Consider the following 18,882-nt stretch of genomic DNA (forward strand, 5'->3'; position numbering starts at 1 on the left):
GCTCTAAGCACATATTTTTGAGGAGTTCTATCAGTGGAATTATACCTGGATACAGCCAACATTGACGAAATCAAAGAGATCGCGTCCTACGGTCTTGTGGACGGAGTCACGACCAATCCTTCCATCATCGCCAAGTCCGGAAGAAATTTTAAAGAAGTCATCAAAGAAATTTGTGCGATCGTTCCAGGCCCTGTAAGCGCGGAAGTACTTTCCACAAAGTTCGACGGAATGTTGAAGGAAGCGCTCGAACTCGTAGAAATCGCAGAAAACGTAGTGGTAAAAGTTCCTTTGATTCCGGAAGGACTCAAAACCGTAGTGGAACTTACCAAAAGAAACATTCCTACCAATGTAACCCTTTGTTTCTCAGCCCCACAGGCGTTGTTGGCCGCGAAAGCCGGCGCCACTTTTATTTCTCCTTTTATCGGAAGGGTCGACGATACGAGCTGGGACGGAATGGAACTCATTACCGAAATCAGAGAGATCTATGACAATTACGGATATGACACAAGAATTCTTGCCGCTTCGATCCGTGGGCCAATGCACTTAAAAGAATCCGCACTCCGAGGGGCCGATTGTGCGACGATGCCTCACTCCGCATTCTTGCAACTTTTCAAACATCCTCTCACCGATATCGGTTTGGAAAAATTCTTAGAAGACGCAAAAAAACTAAAGTGGTAATTTCTTTTTTCAAAGCCCTCGGATCTTGAGGGCTTTGAAATGAATAGAAGGCTCCTTTAACTTTCTTTCCTTTGAATGCGACGATCGTTTCAAAGGACAAAACGAAACGCAGGACTTCGAATTCTATTTCAACATCATCCCTTTTTCAAAAATTCCCCAAGTGCTCAGTTTGGATAGAAGCAAAGAACTCATAAGAAGTCATGCGGCGATTTCGGCCACGTGGCAGAACTGAAATGGGAAATCCGTTTCTTTAGATACTGATCCTAAGGAACCGCAAAATTCGAGAGTGCAACCGTGACCGTCGGAAAGAAAACCTTGGTTCAAGATTTATTACATCGCAATTTGTAAGAGTGTCAAAAGGACCCTCCCCATGCAAAACGAGACAATCACTCGAAACGTCTTTCTTCAAAAAGAAAGTTAGAATCTTCGAATTGGTTTATGGTATTTTTTTGAATCCGTAATAGTCATCCATCATCAGTTTCATCGATTCCAAGAAACACATGATCGACTGATGGGACGCGTCATAAAATAAATCGCAAGAAGTCTGCGTATTTAGATCCACGGAAACGGCGCCGTATTCTTTGGTAAGGCTTTGGATTTTGGGCCACCAGTTTTTTTCCATACCGAGTTCGTAATATCTTTTGCGATACGTTTCGTATACTTTCGGCCAAATCAGATACACCTTTACGTCATTCTCCTTTGCCAATTTGAGAAACTCCTCCACAAAGTAGAATTGAGTTTGTCCTTGTGTGAAAGTCGAAAGATACAAATTCCGAATTCGAGCCGCGTCCTTTTCCAAACGATCCGGATCGTTGAGGAAGGTCGTATAAGCGAACTGCTCTCCGCGATATAAATTAAGAACAATGTAATCCGTATTTAGTGCCGGATTGTATTCGGAAAGTTTCCCTTCCTGCATTCTTCGATAGAATAACTTTAGATCGGGATTGATTCGTCGAACCGCAAAAAGACGATCTAAAAACAACTTCTTTCGATCTTCCATTGAGATCTGATCCAAATACTTCAGAATGAATTCGTCATCGGCTCCGAATTTTAAAAACGGATCGTAATACATTCCTTTTGTATCATCAAATCCTTCCGGACTTACGACATAAAAAACCAACTTTGGTTTGATGCCTTCCTTCAGAATTTTTTCAAACCAATAATAGCCGTATGCCGGAACCGCCTGCGGGCCGGAAAAATTATAAAGAAGCCAATCTTTTTGAAATTTCTTATCCATCCCGATGACCGAGTACGGATAGGCCCTGGAATCTCCAAAAGCCAGTGCGAGAGAATGATCCTTTAGATCCTTGTCTTGCCTCATTTTTTCAAATAAGGCTTTCCGTTGTGTATAATAGACCGTATTGCCCGCTTGAATAAAATTCTTCTGAAAGTATTCGATCGTAAAAATTTTATCTAAACAAAATACGAAAACTAAAAAGATCACCGGATAATAGATATACATTCGTTTCATAGTACCGCTCAAAACTTAGAGTAAAAAAAGTCTGCGTTGCCCGCGTTCATTCCGACCATGATGAATAGGATTACGAGTCCCAAGATCGGCAACAATCGTACACGCCATTTTTCCGGAACGGAAAATTTCTCCGGCCATTCTTCGGATGCATGGAAAAGAAAAACAAAAATCAACATATAAATTCCGCTTTCCAATCCGCTCAATCCCTGACCTTTTTGAAATGTCAAAATTCTTCCGATCGAAGAGATCGCGGAATTAAAATCAGGCGTAAAAAAGAAAGTCCACGAGATCGAGTAAACGAGTAACACAAAAAGATAACGAAGCGTCGGTTTTACGTAAGGAATCTCCGGAAGAATTCTCCATTTCTGAACTTCGAAAAGTCTCTCCAGAGAAAGATAAATTCCCGTGAGAAGTCCCCAAAATAAGAAATTCAGACTTGCCCCGTGCCAAAGTCCGCCTAACATAAAGGTGATGATAAAATTTACGGAGGTTCTAAATTCTCCCTTTCGAGAACCCCCGAGAGGAATATAGATATAATCCCGGATCCAATAAGAGAACGTTAGATGCCATCTTCTCCAAAGGTCACCAAAACTCTGAAAGAAAAAAGGAGCCTTGAAGTTTTCCGGGAGATCGAAGCCCATCAGTTTTCCTAGTCCCCTCGCCATATCCGTTAATCCCGAAAAGTCGAAGTAGAGATTCATCGCAAAAAGAAAACAAGTCAGCAAAAGCGCAAGACCCGAATAATCCTTCGGAGAAAGAAAGGCGGGTGTGATCAAAGGTACGACCGCCGCGGACAAAAGTCCTTTTTTTACGATTCCTCTCAAAAACAACCAGAGTCCTTCCGTAAGTTTGGACGGGTTCATAGAAGGGGCTACAAATTGGTCGCAGACCTGATCGTATCGGAGAATCGGCCCCGCTATCATCACGGGAAAGAAGAAGATATAGGAAAACATTCCGGAAAGAGTAACGTTCTTTTGAGAACCATCTCGCCTTGAATCCACCGCTAATGAAATCAATTGGAAGGTGTAATAACTGATCGTTGCGGGAAGAACGACTTCAAAGCCGGTCAAACCGAAAACGGATGACAATTTTTCATCCAGGAGCGTTTTTTCCTGAAGAGCCGGTATCGAAAGAACAAAGCCGACGAACTCCATGAGTAAATAAAAATATTTGAATAAACCCAAGTTGAGTAAGTTGAGGGTTACAGCCGCTTTTACATACCAGGACTTTTCTTTCGCAAAATGAAACAAGAGCCAGTTGACGAAAACGACCAGAACGAGATGCAGAAGAAAATTAAGACTGAAGACGGAATAAAAGAATGCGGATCCGACGACGAGAAGATACTTTCTTCCCTTTTCCGGAATGTTCCAATAGACCAAGTAGAAGACTAAAAAAAATAAAAGAAATTCTATACTTAAAAAATTCATTCCCAAACCCCAACGGCGTCTTTCAGAAGATATTTACCTTCCGGAAGATTTAGTTTTTCTAATTGAATCGATCCAACTCGAATCCTCTGAAGATCCAACACGTGCGTTCCCAAAGAATGGAACATTCTTCTGATTTGTCTTTTCTTTCCCTCTCCGAGAATCACACGATAGACGCAGTCTTTCCCGGGAACAAGTTTAACCATCTTCGCACGTAGAATTTCTCCTGCATCTAAAATCCCTTTCTGGAAAGCGGTCTGAATCTCCTTTTCTCCCGGATCGAATTTCAGCCAAACCAGATATTCTTTCTCCGAACCGTTGGAAGGATGGGAAATCTTTTGGGCAAGCTCACCGTCATTTGTCAGAAGAAGAAGTCCGCGAGAATTCAAGTCCAGTCTGCCTGCGATCTTATAATTCTTAAATTTTTCCGGAAGTAGGGAAAAGACGGTTTTTTCGTGAAATCGGTCCTGATGAGAGCAAAGATACCCAGCCGGTTTATTCAGGAGCAAAAGTTGCTTCGGTTCCCGATCGGAACGCAATACCTTTCCACGAAAAGAAACTACATCTGTCTCAGGCAAAACTCTTTCTGCGAGATCGGTCACTTTTTTTCCGTTGATCTCGATTTCTCCTTTGAGGATCCATTCTTCTGCTTTCCTCCGGGACCCGAGGCCACAATCGGCGAGATAACGATTGATACGGATTCCTTCCTTCGGGGATAAATCGTCCTGAGACTTCATCGATTCATCCATTTCAGAAAGATTCCAAAAATCTTCTACCTAAAACTTCGTTGACCTTAGTCTTCCCCGAGCCAGGATAGAAGTGAAAGTTCGGCACAATCTGGTCTAAGTTACGATGAATCCCCTGAAAAAAAAGCCCCGCACTCATTCGATTCAAGAAGCGCCGGAAAAACCGGAATGGCTCAAAGTAAAACTTACCTTTCCCGATCCACAAAACAATGCGGTCGAGATCGTGAGAGAATCCCTCGAAGATAAAAAACTCAACACGGTCTGTGAAAGCGCCTCTTGTCCCAATCTCAATCACTGTTGGTCCCGAAAAACAGCGACGTATATGCTGGGAGGAGACATTTGTACGAGACGTTGTTCCTATTGTGACGTGGCCTCTGGAAAACCGAAACCTCTCGACAAAGGAGAACCGCAAAGAGTCGCAGAATCGGCGATCGCACTCGGACTCAAGCACGTTGTGATCACAGCGGTCAATCGGGACGACTTAGAGGACGGAGGAGCCGCGCATTTTGCGGAAACCTTGGTAAGAATCCGGGAGGGTCTTCCCGAATGTAAGATCGAATTTTTAGTTCCCGATCTCAAAGCAAAGTTAGAATCGTTAGAAATCATCTTTCAATCCAATCCCGATGTCTTCAATCACAACGTCGAAACCGTCCAAAGACTTTTTCCTGAAGTGGCTCCTCAAAAAAAATACGATCGCTCCTTGGAAGTGTTAAGGATCGCCGGAGAACGCGGCTTCCTCACGAAGAGCGGATTGATTTTGGGAATGGGAGAAACCGTGGAAGAAGTCAAAGAATGTATGCGAGATCTCGTGCAGGTAGGAGTTTCCTTGCTCACATTAGGACAATATCTTCAACCCACCCCAACCCATCTTCCCGTAAAAGAATACGTATCTCCGGATGTATTTAAGGAATTGAGAATTTACGGAAAATCTATCGGATTCAAAGGTGTGTTCTCCGGTCCGTTGGTAAGAAGTTCTTACCACGCAGACGAGCAAGTCTCATGGACTCTGTAGAAGATCCTACTCCTCACCCACCGCCGGAAGAGATTAAGAAAATCTTATATCATTCGATCATTCAGTTTCTTTCAGGAAAAGAAGGTCCCGTCAGTCGATCCGAAGTTAAGGATCTCCTAGAAAAAACGATCAATTTGATTCCGAAGGTAGAAGCGCACTGGGCGGAAATCAATCGATTTGGAAAGAATAAGATGATTCTTCATTGGAAGGAGCAAGTGATGCTCTTGGATATGGAAGAAATTTTAGAATCGATTCTTTCTCTCTGGAACCAAAAGTTCGAATAACTTTTGGCCTCCGTTTTCTCAAAAAGAAATTTAGAAAGGGAAAAGATCCCAAATCATCGGAAAAGAATCTATTCTTTCTTCCTTTCCTACAAAGTGTATCTTGAAGAACCTATGTAAAACTCGGAATCTTCTGCGATTTTAGCTCAGGACGGATTTGAAGTCCGCAAGAAGGTCTTTTTCGACAAAATCAAGTTTGCGTAAACAATTGTCCGTACAAAGAAAAACCCGAGTTTTTACACCCGGGTTTTTTCCACCTGATTTCAGGTTCAGTCTCTGTTATCAGAATTTAGCTTTCGTTTGGAAGTCGTAGATCACTTCTTGTACATCCGCTTGGTTGATCTTCTTAATACCTTGTTCGGTATGAACGATCATAGTGGATCCTTGTTGATCAACGATTGCACCGATTAAAGAAGATCCGTCAGTCATGATGATCTTTTCGATTCTTTCGTAGTAGTTTACGATATCCTTGCTGGACTTCAGTTCTTTTGGAGCGGAAATCAAAACTTGTTTGAATTTCTTTGCTTCATCTTCTTGACGAGCCGCTACTTCACTTTCAAGTTTCTTTCTTTCAGACTCGAGAGCGGCCGCTTTTTGTTCGTCCACTTTTCCGGAAGATTCTTCATTGATGCGAACCATCTTATCCGAAGTTTCTTTGTCTACGGTTACGATCGTTCTCAATTCTTCTTCTTCTTTTTTGGAGATTCCAGAATTGTCCAATTTCTTTACGACGCCTGAGATATTTTTCTCAACGTTCGCCGCGATTTTAGAAGTATCTTTGATTTCCAGAGATTTGTCGTCCGCTTTCATTACGGAAGCTTGATTTTTCTCAAGAACGATTTCGGAAGACGCAACGGATTGTTGAATCTTTTTCAAATCTTCGCTCTTAGAAATTTCTTCGTCGCTCAATCCTTCCAGAGCCGCAACACGAGGTGCCACTGCAACAGAACCGTCTAACACTTTAACAGTCGCTTTGTCGGATTTAGATCTCTCTACGATGAAGGAAGTTCCGCGCACACCAGCGATCGCGGTCGGAGTAACCACGGAAAACTGATCTTCTTTGGAAGCTTTGTTCACTTTTGCAAAAACTTTTCCGGAAACAAGAGCGAGTCTTGTATCGGAGTTTCCTTTCGAATTGATCGAAAGCGCGTCGAAATCGATTACGGAATTCTCAGAGATACGAATCGCGGATCCGTCTGCAAATTGAATATCAACTTTCGATTTTTCTTTTGTAGTTACTTTGTCGCCAGTCTTTAAACTCGCACCCAAAGTCGCTTTTTCTTCCGTTAAGTCAGTGTGAAGAATTTTAGCTTCTCCGACGCTGAAAACAACTACAGCCGAGGGACTGTTTTCTTTACCAGTAGTGGCTGCCTGGGAATTTTCGGTAGGTTTCTTACATGCGCTGAACACCAGAATTCCGGCGGTCAAAGCGATGGAGGAAACGATTAATAGCTTCTTCATACCCATTTTCCTTAAGATTGGATTGATAACAGGACTGCGGTGGTGGCAGCCTCTATCTATGTTACTCAACAGGCAACATAATCGGTTTTTCCAATTCTTTCAATTTTTTTTTACGAAACGCAAGATATTTCCTGACCCAAAATCGGCAAAATAAATTTCGCCATTTCCGTCTTGGCCAAAGGTGCTGATTTGGAACGGAACCTGAAAGAGAAGGTCATTGGCGATTTTTTTTCCACTTTTCTGCCTCAAAACCCAGATTCTACCCGTAACAAAGTCTCCGTAAACGTAAGAACCCACTAGTTTCGGTAGGTCTTTGCCTCGGTAAACATAGCCTCCAGTGATGGAATGTCCGTCGTCACGGGGATATTCATGGATTGGGTCCGAGATTCCGGGTAACGAACACCCAGGATTGGACTTAAAACAATGAAATCCTTCTTTGATATTCCAGCCATAGTTCCCGCCTTTTTGAATCAAGTCGATCTCTTCGAAGGAATTTTGCCCGACATCGGCTAAATACAGTTCGCCGGAAAGGGAATCAAAGGAGAATCTCCAGGGATTTCGAAGACCATAGGCCCAGATTTCGGGTAAGAATCCGGGGCGATTGAGAAACGGATTGTCTTCCGGAACCTTGTAAGGAGCTCCTACAGGTTTAGGATTCGGGGCAATACGGAGAAGTTTTCCCAAGAAAGTTCCCGGTTTTTGTCCGTTCTTATAAGGATCATTTGCACCTCCACCGTCTCCAAAACCGATATAGAGTTTTTTATCGGGTCCGAAAGCGATCTGACCGCCGTTGTGATTGGAATACGGTTGTTCCACCTTCAGGAGGGTTCTTTTTGCATCTTCGATCCTTTGGATGGAATCTGGTTTCCATTCAAATTCTAAAATTTTAGAATGATCTTTCCCGTTTTCCTTTACGACGACGTGAACAAAAAATCGAGAATCCGTTGCAAAGTCCGGAGAAAATGCAAGTCCGAGAAGTCCCTCTTCCGAAAGGATTTCCACCTGACCTGTGAAGTCGGCGCGAATGGTTCTTTGTTTTTTGACGAGATCGAATTCGATCAACTTTCCTCGTTTTTCCAAGACGATCATTCGGTTTGAATCGCCGGGAAAGAATTGGATGTCCGTTGGTTCTTGAAATCCTCCGGCGACGGAAGAATACCAGGGAACGGAGGGAAGTTTGGATTCTTTCGAATTTTTTTTCGGAACGGAGATTCGGTCTTTTGCGAAAATGGAGAAACTTAAAAAAGACAAAAAGAATACGATGCCGAACGGAAAGACGGTAGAAAGACATTTCAAAAACATGCTTCTTTCCTACGGTTATCCGTTCCTTGGTCAACATTTAATATTCTCCGAGACTTGTTTCTTGTTCGGGATTCTTCCTTTCAGTCGCCGTTTGGTTCAAATCGAATAAAAACGGAGCGTTTCTTCCCAAAAAACTGCGTGTAATTTCGGTTCCTCCGGGAAGATTGTCTAATTAAAGATGGAAGTTACAGATTCAATCCGCCAAAGTTCTACGATTCCTCTCCTGGAAGAAATGGAGAGGAAATACAAATCGATTCCGATGGAAGCCATCGTAAAACAGGATATCCTGAGACAGGGAATTCACTTTCTCAAGGAAGCCTTCGAAGGGAACGGAGAATACAAGACAAAAGATTATTTTATATTCTCCTTTGATCATATTCCACTTTCTGAATTGAGTGAAGGAGCGGATGTAAAAGCTCCCGAAGAGATTAAGGTTTCCGGCGGTCATTTCAATCTTCTTCCCACTGTTATTTCTACGAGGAACAATCCGAATTCTCCTTATAAAGTCAAAAAATCACCTGATGGAAAACCAAGCCTCTATCTCGGTGAAACTTTTTTAGGAAACGTGGAATTTCCTCCACTTCCCGCTTGGTATCGTCACAAAACTCAAAACGGAAAACTTCCCGGGGAAATCGCCCCCGTGATCGAATGGGGATATCTTATCTACCTCACCGTTTTTAGAAACTGTCAGTATTTTGGTAAGGAAGAAGAATGCGCTTATTGCGATATCAATCATAACTATCGCCAACAGAAGAACGCAGGAAGACCTTACACGGGTGTAAAGGACATCGAAGACATCTTAGAAGTTTTATCCTGGATCGACGCGGAAGACAAAACCGCAAAAGTTTATACGATCACCGGCGGAAGTGTGATCACTTCTTTAAAAAAGAAAAACGAGATCGATTTTTACTTGGACTATGCACAAGCGATCGAATCCAGATTTCCAGGAAGATGGATGGGAAAGATCGTTTCTCAAGCCTGGGAAATCGAAGACTGTAAAAAATTTAAGGACGCAGGCATTCAAGTCTATCATCCAAACTACGAAGTCTGGGATAAGAATCTCTTTCAAAAAATTTGCCCGGGAAAAGAAGCTTATATAGGAAGAGACAATTGGATCCGAAGAGTTGTGGATTCTGCGGAAGTCTTTGGTCCTTCCTATGTGATTCCCAACTTTGTGGGTGGCGTGGAACTTTCGAAACCGTATGGGTTTGATACGGTTGCCGAAGCGATCGCTTCCACAGGAGAAGGTCTCGATTTTTTTATGTCCAAGGGAATCATGCCTCGTTTTACAGCTTGGTGTCCCGAACCCTACACGACCTTAGGAACCCAGGCCGGCCCTCCTCTCGAATATTTCTGTGAACTCTTAACCGTCTGGAAAGCTACATTCGAAAAGTATAATTTACCGGTTCCCCCCGGATACGGCGAACCCGGCCCCGGAAAGGCTGTGTTTTCGGTTTCTGCGTTTATGGATGTAATCGGTTACGCGGGAAGGAACTAAAAAAACTTTTTGTCGCATTGTTTCAAGACAATGATCTGACTTTTTAGAATTCGTTGAATTGTAAGGAGGAAGAATTTTTCGAAATTCTCTCACCTAGGGACATATGAAGCAATCAAAACCTTTTTTAGGAAACCAACTCTTGTAAGAGCAGATTCTTCTTGCTCACAAGTTGTCTGGATCTTCAGAAAGAATCTGTCGGAGCTCCGACACTCCACCGTGAAAGCGATGTGCCCCACCCAAATTTCGGGTGGAGGGGTGGGTGGCGGAAAAAATTCGGAGAATTTCCTATATCACAAAATTCTAATTTTGCAAGCAAGAATTAATAGTGTAGGACCTCTTACAAAGCTCATTTTGTAAGACGGTTCTTATTACACTTCTTTTCCACTTGTAAATAGCGTTGTATAGGAAGCACGGACAAGAACGAAACTTTTTCCTGAATTCAAATTTTGTCAGGATTTGTAAACATGGGAACTCTCCCAAAATTCCCGGCAGATCTAAATCCGGATTCCTCTACAGTTTCCAGTGACTCGGACGACCAAGATTGTGAAATCTCCCGGATGGAACGTGCATCGGGTTGTGACGAAATCCGCCGCCTGTGTTTCCGGTCCCGAAGTTTCCATAGGAAGGATTCCGGTAATAATTCGGATAAGCCCCGCGATTTTGATAACCGTAGGAAGAGTAACCTCGATATCCATCGCAATTCCCGGAATAGTTTCCCCCGCAGTCGTTGTAATTTCGATACAGATACGGCTGGCAACTCATTCCGAAAAAGATGAGAAAACCAATGATCCCAAAGATTGAAAAAAGTTTTTTTAAGTTCGCTTTCAAAGGAACGCCTCCCTTGTCATGAGAGCGCATGACGAAGACCATTCTACTCCTAAAAAAAGTTTCGTCTATAGGGAATCACCGTATTGCGGAAACTACCTAAATCTTCCGCGATTTACGATTCTTCTTTTTGGAAAGATTTCCGGTTTCAATCCTTCTAAGAATAGCCGTACATTTCCAAGAAGGAATCGAATCCAAGCTTCTTGTCTCTTTCAAGATTCCTGTTTTCTCCTTTTCCCTTCTTTTCCGTTGCAACAAGGAGTTCTCATAGGAAGAAATTCCAAAAAAATAATTCGGCCTTGTCCAAAGCCGAATCGTTGTAAGAAACTCCGGCATTATTTCTGATTCTTAAATCTCATCATCCAGTCAAAAAAATCTGCCTGCCAAAGAGCCTGCGCTCCAAATTGACAGTGTTCTGCGCCGCCCGACGCGCGATCATAGATCACGGTGGTTACACTTCTTGCGTTCTTTAACTTTGATCGAAAGTCTTCCACTTGTTTTAATGGGATAAAATGATCCTCGGTTCCTGCGAGAATCAAAACATCCTGTTTGATTTTGGGGGCGATCGATTCCAAGGAATATGCCGAGAAAGCGTCTAACGTTTCTCTCGCGTTCGCGGTTTTCATCGTCCATCTTCCGTTCTTAACTCCCCAATCGAAACTTGGAGAAAAATACGATTTGATCGAAACTAAAAGTTCAATCAGTCCGTCATACTTACGCTCCTTTAACCAGAGAACAAAGTTAGGAACCGTTCTTTCTGCTACTTCTCCAAAATCGTAAAGAACGTCGTACGATACAACTCCTTCAAACCGATCGTCAAACGCGGCGGCCCGCGGCGCGAAATATCCACCCAGACTCATTCCCATAAGAATCATCGCTTTCGGTTTCGGATGCTTAGAAAGAAAGGTATCAATTACATTCTTCGTAGGCTTTTCCCATTCCGGAGTAAAACCTAAGTCTTGTGTTCTTATCACAGAGCCCTGTCCCGGTCCTTCATACGTTAGAACACTGTAACCTCGATCATAAGCGCTTTTCACTAAAACAAAGTACAATTCTTCGAGAGTAGAATCAAAACCTCCTACAAGGACGATCAAAGGCTTTTTTTCAGAACCGATCGGACCCGGATAATAAACGGCATTGAGTTGTTTGTCTTCATAGGAAACTTTGATACGTTCATAACGAACTTCGAGAATATCCAATCCTTTGTAGAAAAGATTGACTCCTTTCTGAAAGGATGGAAGCCTTCTTTCGTCTTCGGGGGAAAGAAAGAATTCGGCGGTCCGTATATAGTTGTGCGCGCGAAGATAAGCGTAACCTCGACTCAAAGGATCCTGAATTTTTTCGGCTCTTTCCAACACTCGCATCGCCAATTTTTCCCAAGATAAAAACCAATTTTCCGAATCGCCTTCGCGAATCTGACGAATCGTTTCCAAAACTTCTCCGGTATCAGCCCCGTCCGTTCGAATATCGTTTAACGCGCGTAAGGTTTGAAAGTGATATGCCTGATCTTTGAAAAAACGAGATTGCCCGACCGTTCCGCATTGGAGCGATAAAAATACGCAAACGATTAATACAAACAAAAATCCGATCGATGTAAACATTCTCGCCAAACCCTCTTTCCCGAAGGAAAGGGTTCCATTCTTCGGAGTCGAATTCTCATTTCCGGTTGCCGTTTTTTTTCCTTGTTTCATACATCCCTCCGATTCTTAAATATGAACATTGTTCATATTTATTCGTTCTTAGCATTCATGTAAATAAAAAATTTGAACTTTGTTCATATTTTTAAATACTGGGTAATGGATTCCGAGGAAATGTAGAAACGTAAGAATGAACGCAAAGAAGAAACAAGTCCGAAGTCCGGTCCAGAGCCGTTCTATTGAACGAAAGGAAAATATCATAGAAGCGGCCTACAAACTCGTGAAACAAAGGGGTTATGCGGAAACTGGGATCCGAGATATCGTCGAAGCCGCCGGCGTTTCGATCGGAACCTTCTATTCTTACTATCGAGATAAGAACGATATCGCGCTCGAGATCCTTCGAAAATACAGCGAAGAATTCTACGGCAGTCTCGCCGGAGACACGATTGATTCTCTCAAAGGTGAATCCGATCTCAGTGCGATTCTTTATGAAATTCTTCTCCGAATGAAAAACTCCGCTTTAAAAAATCCGAAACTTCATCGCGAACTCGCAATTCTCTCTCTTACGGATGAAAAGATCGCGGCCGCGGTAAAAAAGATCGAGAGGGAAAGAATCCAAACGGAAGCTTCCAAATTGTTTCAATACTTCGCCAGTAAAGTGCAATTGCGTTCGGAACCGACGAGCCTTTTGATCGCACAAAGAGCGATGGATGATATCATCAGTTATATGGTTCTCCAAGGCTTTGACGTGGATTCGGAAACGATTCTTCGAGAGACGGCACTGATGATCAGTTCTTATCTGTTGCGAAAATAGGAAGCGAACTCCCGGACTTGTCTCGGGAATCGAATCGAGCGTTCAGCGGTTGTGCGTCGAATTGAAATATTTCCGATTCGGATTATGAAGAAAAGAAAACAAACTCTATGTCCCTCTTCTTCCCTCAACCGATCCATCTTAGCCAAAAGGATTTTCGTTTTCTAATTGGATGTTCTACTTTATTTGCAAATCGTCTCGGCTCTAAAATCCCTTCCATATAAATAGCGATCGAATGCGTCATAACGGAAAATGTGCTCAGGATATGATCTTCGATTTCCCGTAAGATCTCCTTATCGTCGTTATAGATGACTCCCGAAACTTTTATATCGTCCGTTTTTTCCTCTGACTCGAAGAGCAAATAGTATTCTTCCTTTCTTTCAAAAAAAAGAAAATTGGAACTCGATTCGATTCGGTACAAAGAAGTATCAGTATATTCGGAATTGAATCCGATAAAAAGTCCGCCGAGTGAAAAGTCCTGAATAACCCCATCGATTTTTCCCTTTCGGACAAAAAAATCTCTGGTAAACGGTTCGAAATAAATTCTTTCATACTTTGGAAAAATACTTTTTAATAGAGTGATGTGCCCGTCTTCGGTCGATTCTTGTGCAAGAATTATAATTCCGTTTCTCGCACTGAATCCTTCATAAGAACAAATTCCCCCGAAACAATTGACGTCGATAGAAACGAAAATTCTTTCAGGAAACCGTTTCGTAAATTCTATCATTCTCTCATCTATAATGGCGAGTTCTTCTTCTAACTCTTGCATATCATCGATCGCGCTATCCCTTATCAATCGGCTTCTTTCCACTTGAGCGACGATTCCGTGAAAGTCAGAATTGAATTCTTTCACCTTTGCGAGCGGAAAAAACGTTTTCAACTCAGCGATGATATCTTCATCCGTTTCAGACTCAAAGATGGTAATGATGTTTTGCGTATAATAACCCAACGTTCTTTCCTTAGATCCACAACCGACAAAATTCAAGAAATCGATCCGAATTTTTCAAAGGAAAACATAGAAATTGAAAATCTAAGAATGACAAATAAGAACAGTCGACTTCCAAGCGCTTTCTGCCTTGAAAAAGGAATCGGTTTTCACGTCCACCCAACTTAGCTTTTGAACTAAAAATGGATATGGAATTACTCTTCTTTGCCAAAATCTTGTTCCTTATTCTGTTATATAGAATTTTTAGAAAATATATTGAAATCCAAAGACGAAGAAAGATTCTTTGTCGTAAGTATCCGAATTCGGGTAAGGAGCTTATTAATGAACTTGAGAAGAATTTCTTTTGCGTTTCTCTTCATCCTCATCTCACTGACTGGATTGCAAGCTGGGAATTTTAAACTGGATCCCACGCACACTTCCGTTGGCTTTAAGATCAAACATCTCGGTCTAAGCAATGTTCCGGGTTCTTTCAAAGAATTCCAAGGTAAGTTTAGCTTTGATGAAAAAACCGGCGCACTCTCCGGTTTGGACGTTACGATTCAAACTGCTTCGATTTTTACGAACGATGAAAAAAGAGACGGTCATCTAAAATCGAAAGATTTTTTCGACGCGGAAGGAGCTCCTACGATTACGTTTAAGTCTGCAAAGGCTACGGTAAAAAAAGGAGCTGTCTCTAAGATTGCCGGGGAACTGACAATCAAAGGTGTTACCAAACCTGTCGTTTTGAATGTAACGTTCAACGGTTCCGCAAAAGATCCGTGGGGAACGGTTCACTTCGCATTCGAAGCGGAAACGAAAATCAATCGTAAGGATTACGGTCTGACCTGGAACAAGGCTTTGGAAACCGGCGGTGTGTTGGTGGGTGAAGAAGTTTCGATCAAGATCGAAGGCGAAGCGGTCGCAGAATAAAAGAGATTTCGAATCGTCTCAACGGAATAGAGAGTTCAGTAGAACTCCTATATCCTTGGCGATTGATTCTTAAAAAACCTCCCTCAGTAATGAATACCGAGGGAGGTTTTTTTGTCTAAGGTTTAGAGTTTTCCGGCTTCCATCTCATATTCGGCCGCCTCTTTGATACAATGCTCTTCTAATTTTTTGTATTTCTTATGCTCTTCGTTTGAAGAGGTCGCCTTCCCTCCCTGGCTCCGAGTCGCAAGGGATTTGTATTTTTCAGCTAAATCCTTTTGGTCTTTGGCTTTTTTCAACAAATAGTCTTTGGCAATTTTCTTTAACTCAGGGTTCGTTGCCTCCTTTATAAGCAACGTCTCTATTTCCGAAAGAGCAAAAACTCCGTTGGCAAACACGGAAAGAAAAAGCGCAAGCGCTATGATTTTTTTCATGGTCCTACTCCTAAATCGATTGGCTTGATTTCGCACTACCGTTCCGTTTTTCCAAGTAGGATATCGATTTCTTCAAATTTTTTTCTATCATCGTTTCATTCTGTTTTTTGCATGTAATCGCTTAGTTTTGTTATACGATACTTAAGAAATGCCGATCCGTTTTAAACTTGCTTCTTATAAGTACAATTTGTTCTTGAATGGAGCATGATTGTAAAAGGAGAACTCCTCGTCGAAATCGAAATAAACCTCTTCAGGAACCACTTACGGTCCTCGGATTCCATTTTTACTAAGGTCCTTTTTCTCAGGTCCAAATGAAATTCCCAATCCCGGATTTAAAAAACCTGCGATCTAAGAAGGAACCCTGATTCCTTTTATAAAGAATAGAGTTTTAAAACTCGCGTTTCATAAAAAACAAAAAAGCTTAAAAAATATAAGATTTATAGAATATTCTATTTTTCTAAAATTTTCAACCGTCGATTTCTTATATTGAAAATGGAGTAAAATTGAAATTTAGAAATCACGAAGATGACAAAAAGAGGAATTTACGAGTAGAAAATTGAGAAAGATTTCATAGGACTCACCCGAAGGTGAATCCTATTTTTCTACAAAAAGGTTTTAGCTCGAAGAGGAAGATTTCTCCACTCTTCTCCACTGGTTCGCCCAGCCTGCGAATGCGTTCTGATTTCTAGATTGAATATAAAGTTTCCCGCTTCCGGAAAAAACCGCGACCAAACCTTCTCCACTCAAGAACAAAGACTTCAAACCGCCGACCTTTTGAATCGTATAGTTCAAAGTTCCTTCGAATCCGACAATATGCCCGGTGTCCACGGTGTATTGACCGTTTACTTCGATCGTGTGAATCGCACCAAAGCTCGAGAAGAAAAGATCTCCGGCACCGCTGACTTTCAAAAAGAAAAGACCTTCACCGGAAAAAAATCCTTTGAATCCACCCCATTTGCTATCGATGACCAAGGATTCCGAGCCGGCAACGTAAGCGCCTCGACTCAAGATCAATTCTTCTCCTTTCATCTTGCGGTACTCGATATCGCCCTGAGTTTGACTCGTGAGGAATAAGGTTCCCGTCCCACCTTCCGACTTAAAGGTATTTTGGAAAAAAGATTCTCCGCTCAGTAACGCGCGTTTGGCGGAAGCCCAGATTCCACCTTCCGCTTTTGTCGCCATCTTTACCGTCGGACTCATCGCGACCATGGCGCCCGATTCGGCACGGATCGTTTCTCCGTTTTCTAATTCCACTTGAATGATTGGAAAATCAGGTTTTAATAATATTTCGTGTTTCACGATTCATTCTCCTTATCTTTTGATCGGAGGCAGTTGATTGCGGAACCAACTTCCTAAGGACGGAACGTTTCTGGATTGGATCCAAACCCTTCCTCTTCCTTTAAAACGAGCGACAAATCCTTCTCCACCCAAGAAGAAAGACTTCCAACCGCCGAACTTGGTCATCTCGTAGTTGAGTCCTTCGTCGAACGCGACGATATGCCCGGTATCCACGATCATCTCACCGTCGACTTGCAGAATATCGATTCCGCCGTAACTGGAAATGAGAAGAGGTCCGTTACCGGAAAGTTTTAAGAAGAATAAAGATTCTCCGCTGATAAATCCTTTCAATCCTTGGAACTTCGTATCCATCTCTATGTTAGGCGAAGACGCGAGAAACGAACTCGATTGAACATAAACGGTTCCCGCAAGATCGATCTTATCTACGTCACCCGGAAGAGTCGGTGCGAGTAGAACTTCTCCGTTTCCGGAAGAAGCGGTGAAGGTGTTCATCCAAAAGGATTCTCCGCCAAGGAACGCCGCTTTTAAACTTTTTAAAAATCCGCCTTGTTGCGCCTTGTGAGTTTGGATCGTGATTCCATTGCTCATCGACATCATCGAACCGGATTCCGCTTTGATGGATTCTCCGCCGTTCAAAGACACCTTTGCAAAACTATACGACGGTTTGCTAAGAATTTCAATATTCATAATATTACCTTTTCCTTATTGAGGAAGGAGTCCCGTCAGCCAGGATAAGAATCCCGATGGAACTCGAGTCTGAATTAAAATTTTTCCGTGACCGGTAAACTCCATCACCAAACCTTCACCGCCGAAAAGAGTAGATTTCCAACTTCCTCCGGCCTTTCCGATTTTATACTGAAGCGTTTTATCAAAGGCGACGACGTGCCCTGTGTCGATCGTATAGGCTCCTTGTACTTCGATCGGAAGGATGGCTCCATAAGAATTCAAAAAGAGTTTTCCATTACCGGTAACGTCCAAAAGAAACACACCTTCTCCGCCGAGAAAGGAACGCAAACCTCCGAACCTCGGTTTCATCGTGATCGTTTCATCCGAAGCAAGATATGCGCCTGCTTCCACAAGAAGTCCGTTGTCCGTAAGATCGATTCCTACCACGTCGCCGGGAAGTTCGGGAGCAAAGCCGATTTCCGCGCCCGCGGACGGAGCCTTGAAGATATTGAAGAAGAACGATTCTCCGCCGAAAAATCGTCTGGAGAGGGCGGAAAGGAATCCGCTTCCCATTTTGGTTTCAACGTCGATCCCGGGAGTCATATAGACCATCGCGCCTGCTTCGGCTTTGATGGTTTCACCTGGCGACAATTTTACTTTTAGAAAAGAATACGAAGGTTTGTGGATGATCTCGTAATTCATAGAACCAGCAATGTAAATAAATTGACTCAAACGTCAATCGAAAAGTGTTTTCAGGAGCGATCCGAAGAATTACATTGGAGTAACACTATGGCACAAAGAAACGTATTCATCACGGGAACCAATCGCGGAATCGGATTGGAACTCACAAAACACTTTCTATCAAAAGGAGATCGAGTATTTGCGCTTTGCAGAAAAAGTTCCGCAGAACTCTCTCGTCTCAAACCCACCCAAATTTTCGAAGGCATCGACGTTCTCGACTCAAACTCGATTCAAGGATTGAGTTCTAAGATTCTGGATACAAAAATCGATATTTTGATCAATAACGCTGGTATCTTGATACCGGACAATCTACAAAGTCTCGATGAGGACAATATCATCACGCAGTTCTTGGTCAACGCGCTCGGACCGTTGAAGATCGTCCACGCGCTCCTTCCCTCGCTCAAAGCAGATTCTAAACTCGTATTTTTAACGAGCAGAATGGGATCGATCGCGGACAATACTTCCGGCGCCTACTACGGATACCGCGCATCCAAAGCCGCCTTGAACGCATTCGCAGTAAGCCTGGCTCGAGATCTTTTACCCAAAGGAATCTCCGTAGGAATCTTTCATCCTGGAATGGTTGCGACGGAAATGACCGGAAGACAAGGAATTTCAACACAAGAAAGCGTTGTCGGTTTAGCAGAACGGATCGAAGCGCTGAACCTTGCGAGTTCGGGCAGATTCTTTCATCAGAACGGAGAAGAATTACCCTGGTGATCGATGGGACAATAACCTGTGTCCCTA

Annotated in this window: 19 protein-coding genes; 7 read left to right on the forward strand and 12 right to left on the reverse strand. The window is 42.7% G+C overall.

Annotation, left to right across the window (positions count from 1 at the left end; genetic code table 11):
- Positions 1-33 precede the first annotated feature (33 nt).
- Entirely contained in the window at positions 34-678 is a 645-nt protein-coding gene (fsa, locus tag DLM75_RS11455) for a fructose-6-phosphate aldolase (RefSeq protein ID WP_118968661.1), read from the forward strand.
- 436 nt (positions 679-1,114) lie between these two features.
- Here the strand turns inward: fsa and DLM75_RS11460 are convergent, their stop codons facing one another.
- The 3 genes from DLM75_RS11460 to DLM75_RS11470 are packed head-to-tail and all read right to left on the reverse strand — an operon-like array spanning position 1,115 to position 4,310.
- Entirely contained in the window at positions 1,115-2,149 is a 1,035-nt protein-coding gene (locus DLM75_RS11460; RefSeq protein ID WP_118968662.1) for a DUF1574 domain-containing protein, read from the reverse strand.
- A gap of 8 nt (positions 2,150-2,157) precedes the next feature.
- Positions 2,158-3,576, reverse strand: a complete 1,419-nt coding sequence (locus tag DLM75_RS11465; protein ID WP_118969152.1) for an MBOAT family O-acyltransferase — start codon at positions 3,574-3,576, stop codon at positions 2,158-2,160.
- Positions 3,573-4,310: a pseudouridine synthase gene (locus DLM75_RS11470; RefSeq protein WP_118969151.1), complete on the reverse strand. Its 738-nt coding sequence runs from the start codon at positions 4,308-4,310 to the stop codon at positions 3,573-3,575. Before DLM75_RS11470 ends, DLM75_RS11465 begins: the two co-directional genes overlap by 4 nt.
- A gap of 115 nt (positions 4,311-4,425) precedes the next feature.
- Between DLM75_RS11470 and lipA the strand changes: the two genes are divergently transcribed.
- The gene (gene lipA, locus DLM75_RS11475) at positions 4,426-5,331 is read left to right on the forward strand and encodes a lipoyl synthase (protein ID WP_118968663.1); all 906 of its coding nucleotides are present in this window, start codon (positions 4,426-4,428) and stop codon (positions 5,329-5,331) included.
- A complete protein-coding gene (locus tag DLM75_RS11480) occupies positions 5,319-5,615 on the forward strand; it encodes a hypothetical protein (RefSeq protein WP_118968664.1) in 297 nt (98 codons plus the stop codon). The genes lipA and DLM75_RS11480 overlap by 13 nt, the downstream gene beginning before the upstream one ends.
- A gap of 279 nt (positions 5,616-5,894) precedes the next feature.
- Here the strand turns inward: DLM75_RS11480 and DLM75_RS11485 are convergent, their stop codons facing one another.
- Positions 5,895-7,073: a lipoprotein LipL45 gene (locus DLM75_RS11485; protein WP_118968665.1), complete on the reverse strand. Its 1,179-nt coding sequence runs from the start codon at positions 7,071-7,073 to the stop codon at positions 5,895-5,897.
- 99 nt (positions 7,074-7,172) lie between these two features.
- Positions 7,173-8,375, reverse strand: a complete 1,203-nt coding sequence (locus DLM75_RS11490) for a PQQ-dependent sugar dehydrogenase (protein ID WP_118968666.1) — start codon at positions 8,373-8,375, stop codon at positions 7,173-7,175.
- 178 nt (positions 8,376-8,553) lie between these two features.
- Between DLM75_RS11490 and DLM75_RS11495 the strand changes: the two genes are divergently transcribed.
- Positions 8,554-9,873 (forward strand): radical SAM protein, encoded by a 1,320-nt coding sequence (locus DLM75_RS11495; protein WP_118968667.1) that lies wholly within the window; start codon positions 8,554-8,556, stop codon positions 9,871-9,873.
- 510 nt (positions 9,874-10,383) lie between these two features.
- Here DLM75_RS11495 and DLM75_RS11500 read toward each other — a convergent pair.
- Positions 10,384-10,743 carry a hypothetical protein gene (locus DLM75_RS11500; protein WP_147456627.1) on the reverse strand — a complete coding sequence of 120 codons (360 nt, stop codon included), beginning with the start codon at positions 10,741-10,743 and terminating at the stop codon, positions 10,384-10,386.
- A gap of 290 nt (positions 10,744-11,033) precedes the next feature.
- A complete protein-coding gene (locus tag DLM75_RS11510; RefSeq protein ID WP_241547911.1) occupies positions 11,034-12,389 on the reverse strand; it encodes an alpha/beta hydrolase family protein in 1,356 nt (451 codons plus the stop codon).
- A gap of 136 nt (positions 12,390-12,525) precedes the next feature.
- Between DLM75_RS11510 and DLM75_RS11515 the strand changes: the two genes are divergently transcribed.
- Entirely contained in the window at positions 12,526-13,149 is a 624-nt protein-coding gene (locus DLM75_RS11515; protein WP_118968670.1) for a TetR/AcrR family transcriptional regulator, read from the forward strand.
- Positions 13,150-13,273: 124 nt separating this feature from the next.
- On the opposite strand, the gene DLM75_RS11520 is transcribed toward DLM75_RS11515, so the two are convergent.
- On the reverse strand, positions 13,274-14,131 hold the full coding sequence (locus DLM75_RS11520; protein WP_158586468.1) for a hypothetical protein: 858 nt from the start codon (positions 14,129-14,131) through the stop codon (positions 13,274-13,276).
- Positions 14,132-14,413: 282 nt separating this feature from the next.
- On the opposite strand from DLM75_RS11520, the gene DLM75_RS11525 reads away from it, so the two are divergent.
- Positions 14,414-15,001: a YceI family protein gene (locus DLM75_RS11525; RefSeq protein ID WP_118969154.1), complete on the forward strand. Its 588-nt coding sequence runs from the start codon at positions 14,414-14,416 to the stop codon at positions 14,999-15,001.
- A gap of 122 nt (positions 15,002-15,123) precedes the next feature.
- On the opposite strand, the gene DLM75_RS11530 is transcribed toward DLM75_RS11525, so the two are convergent.
- The 4 genes from DLM75_RS11530 to DLM75_RS11545 form a co-directional block, all read right to left on the reverse strand.
- Positions 15,124-15,432, reverse strand: coding sequence for an LIC_10421 family protein (locus DLM75_RS11530; RefSeq protein ID WP_118968672.1), 309 nt, complete (start codon positions 15,430-15,432; stop codon positions 15,124-15,126).
- 615 nt (positions 15,433-16,047) lie between these two features.
- Complete coding sequence (locus DLM75_RS11535) at positions 16,048-16,731, reverse strand: TIGR00266 family protein (protein ID WP_069607468.1); 684 nt, start codon at positions 16,729-16,731, stop codon at positions 16,048-16,050.
- Between the two features lie 12 nt (positions 16,732-16,743).
- On the reverse strand, positions 16,744-17,418 hold the full coding sequence (locus tag DLM75_RS11540; RefSeq protein ID WP_118968673.1) for a TIGR00266 family protein: 675 nt from the start codon (positions 17,416-17,418) through the stop codon (positions 16,744-16,746).
- A gap of 15 nt (positions 17,419-17,433) precedes the next feature.
- A complete protein-coding gene (locus tag DLM75_RS11545) occupies positions 17,434-18,099 on the reverse strand; it encodes a TIGR00266 family protein (protein WP_118968674.1) in 666 nt (221 codons plus the stop codon).
- A gap of 87 nt (positions 18,100-18,186) precedes the next feature.
- On the opposite strand from DLM75_RS11545, the gene DLM75_RS11550 reads away from it, so the two are divergent.
- The gene (locus tag DLM75_RS11550; RefSeq protein ID WP_118968675.1) at positions 18,187-18,855 is read left to right on the forward strand and encodes an SDR family oxidoreductase; all 669 of its coding nucleotides are present in this window, start codon (positions 18,187-18,189) and stop codon (positions 18,853-18,855) included.
- Positions 18,856-18,882 lie beyond the last annotated feature (27 nt).

It is taken from the genome of Leptospira stimsonii (genome assembly GCF_003545885.1).
Lineage (GTDB): Bacteria > Spirochaetota > Leptospiria > Leptospirales > Leptospiraceae > Leptospira > Leptospira stimsonii.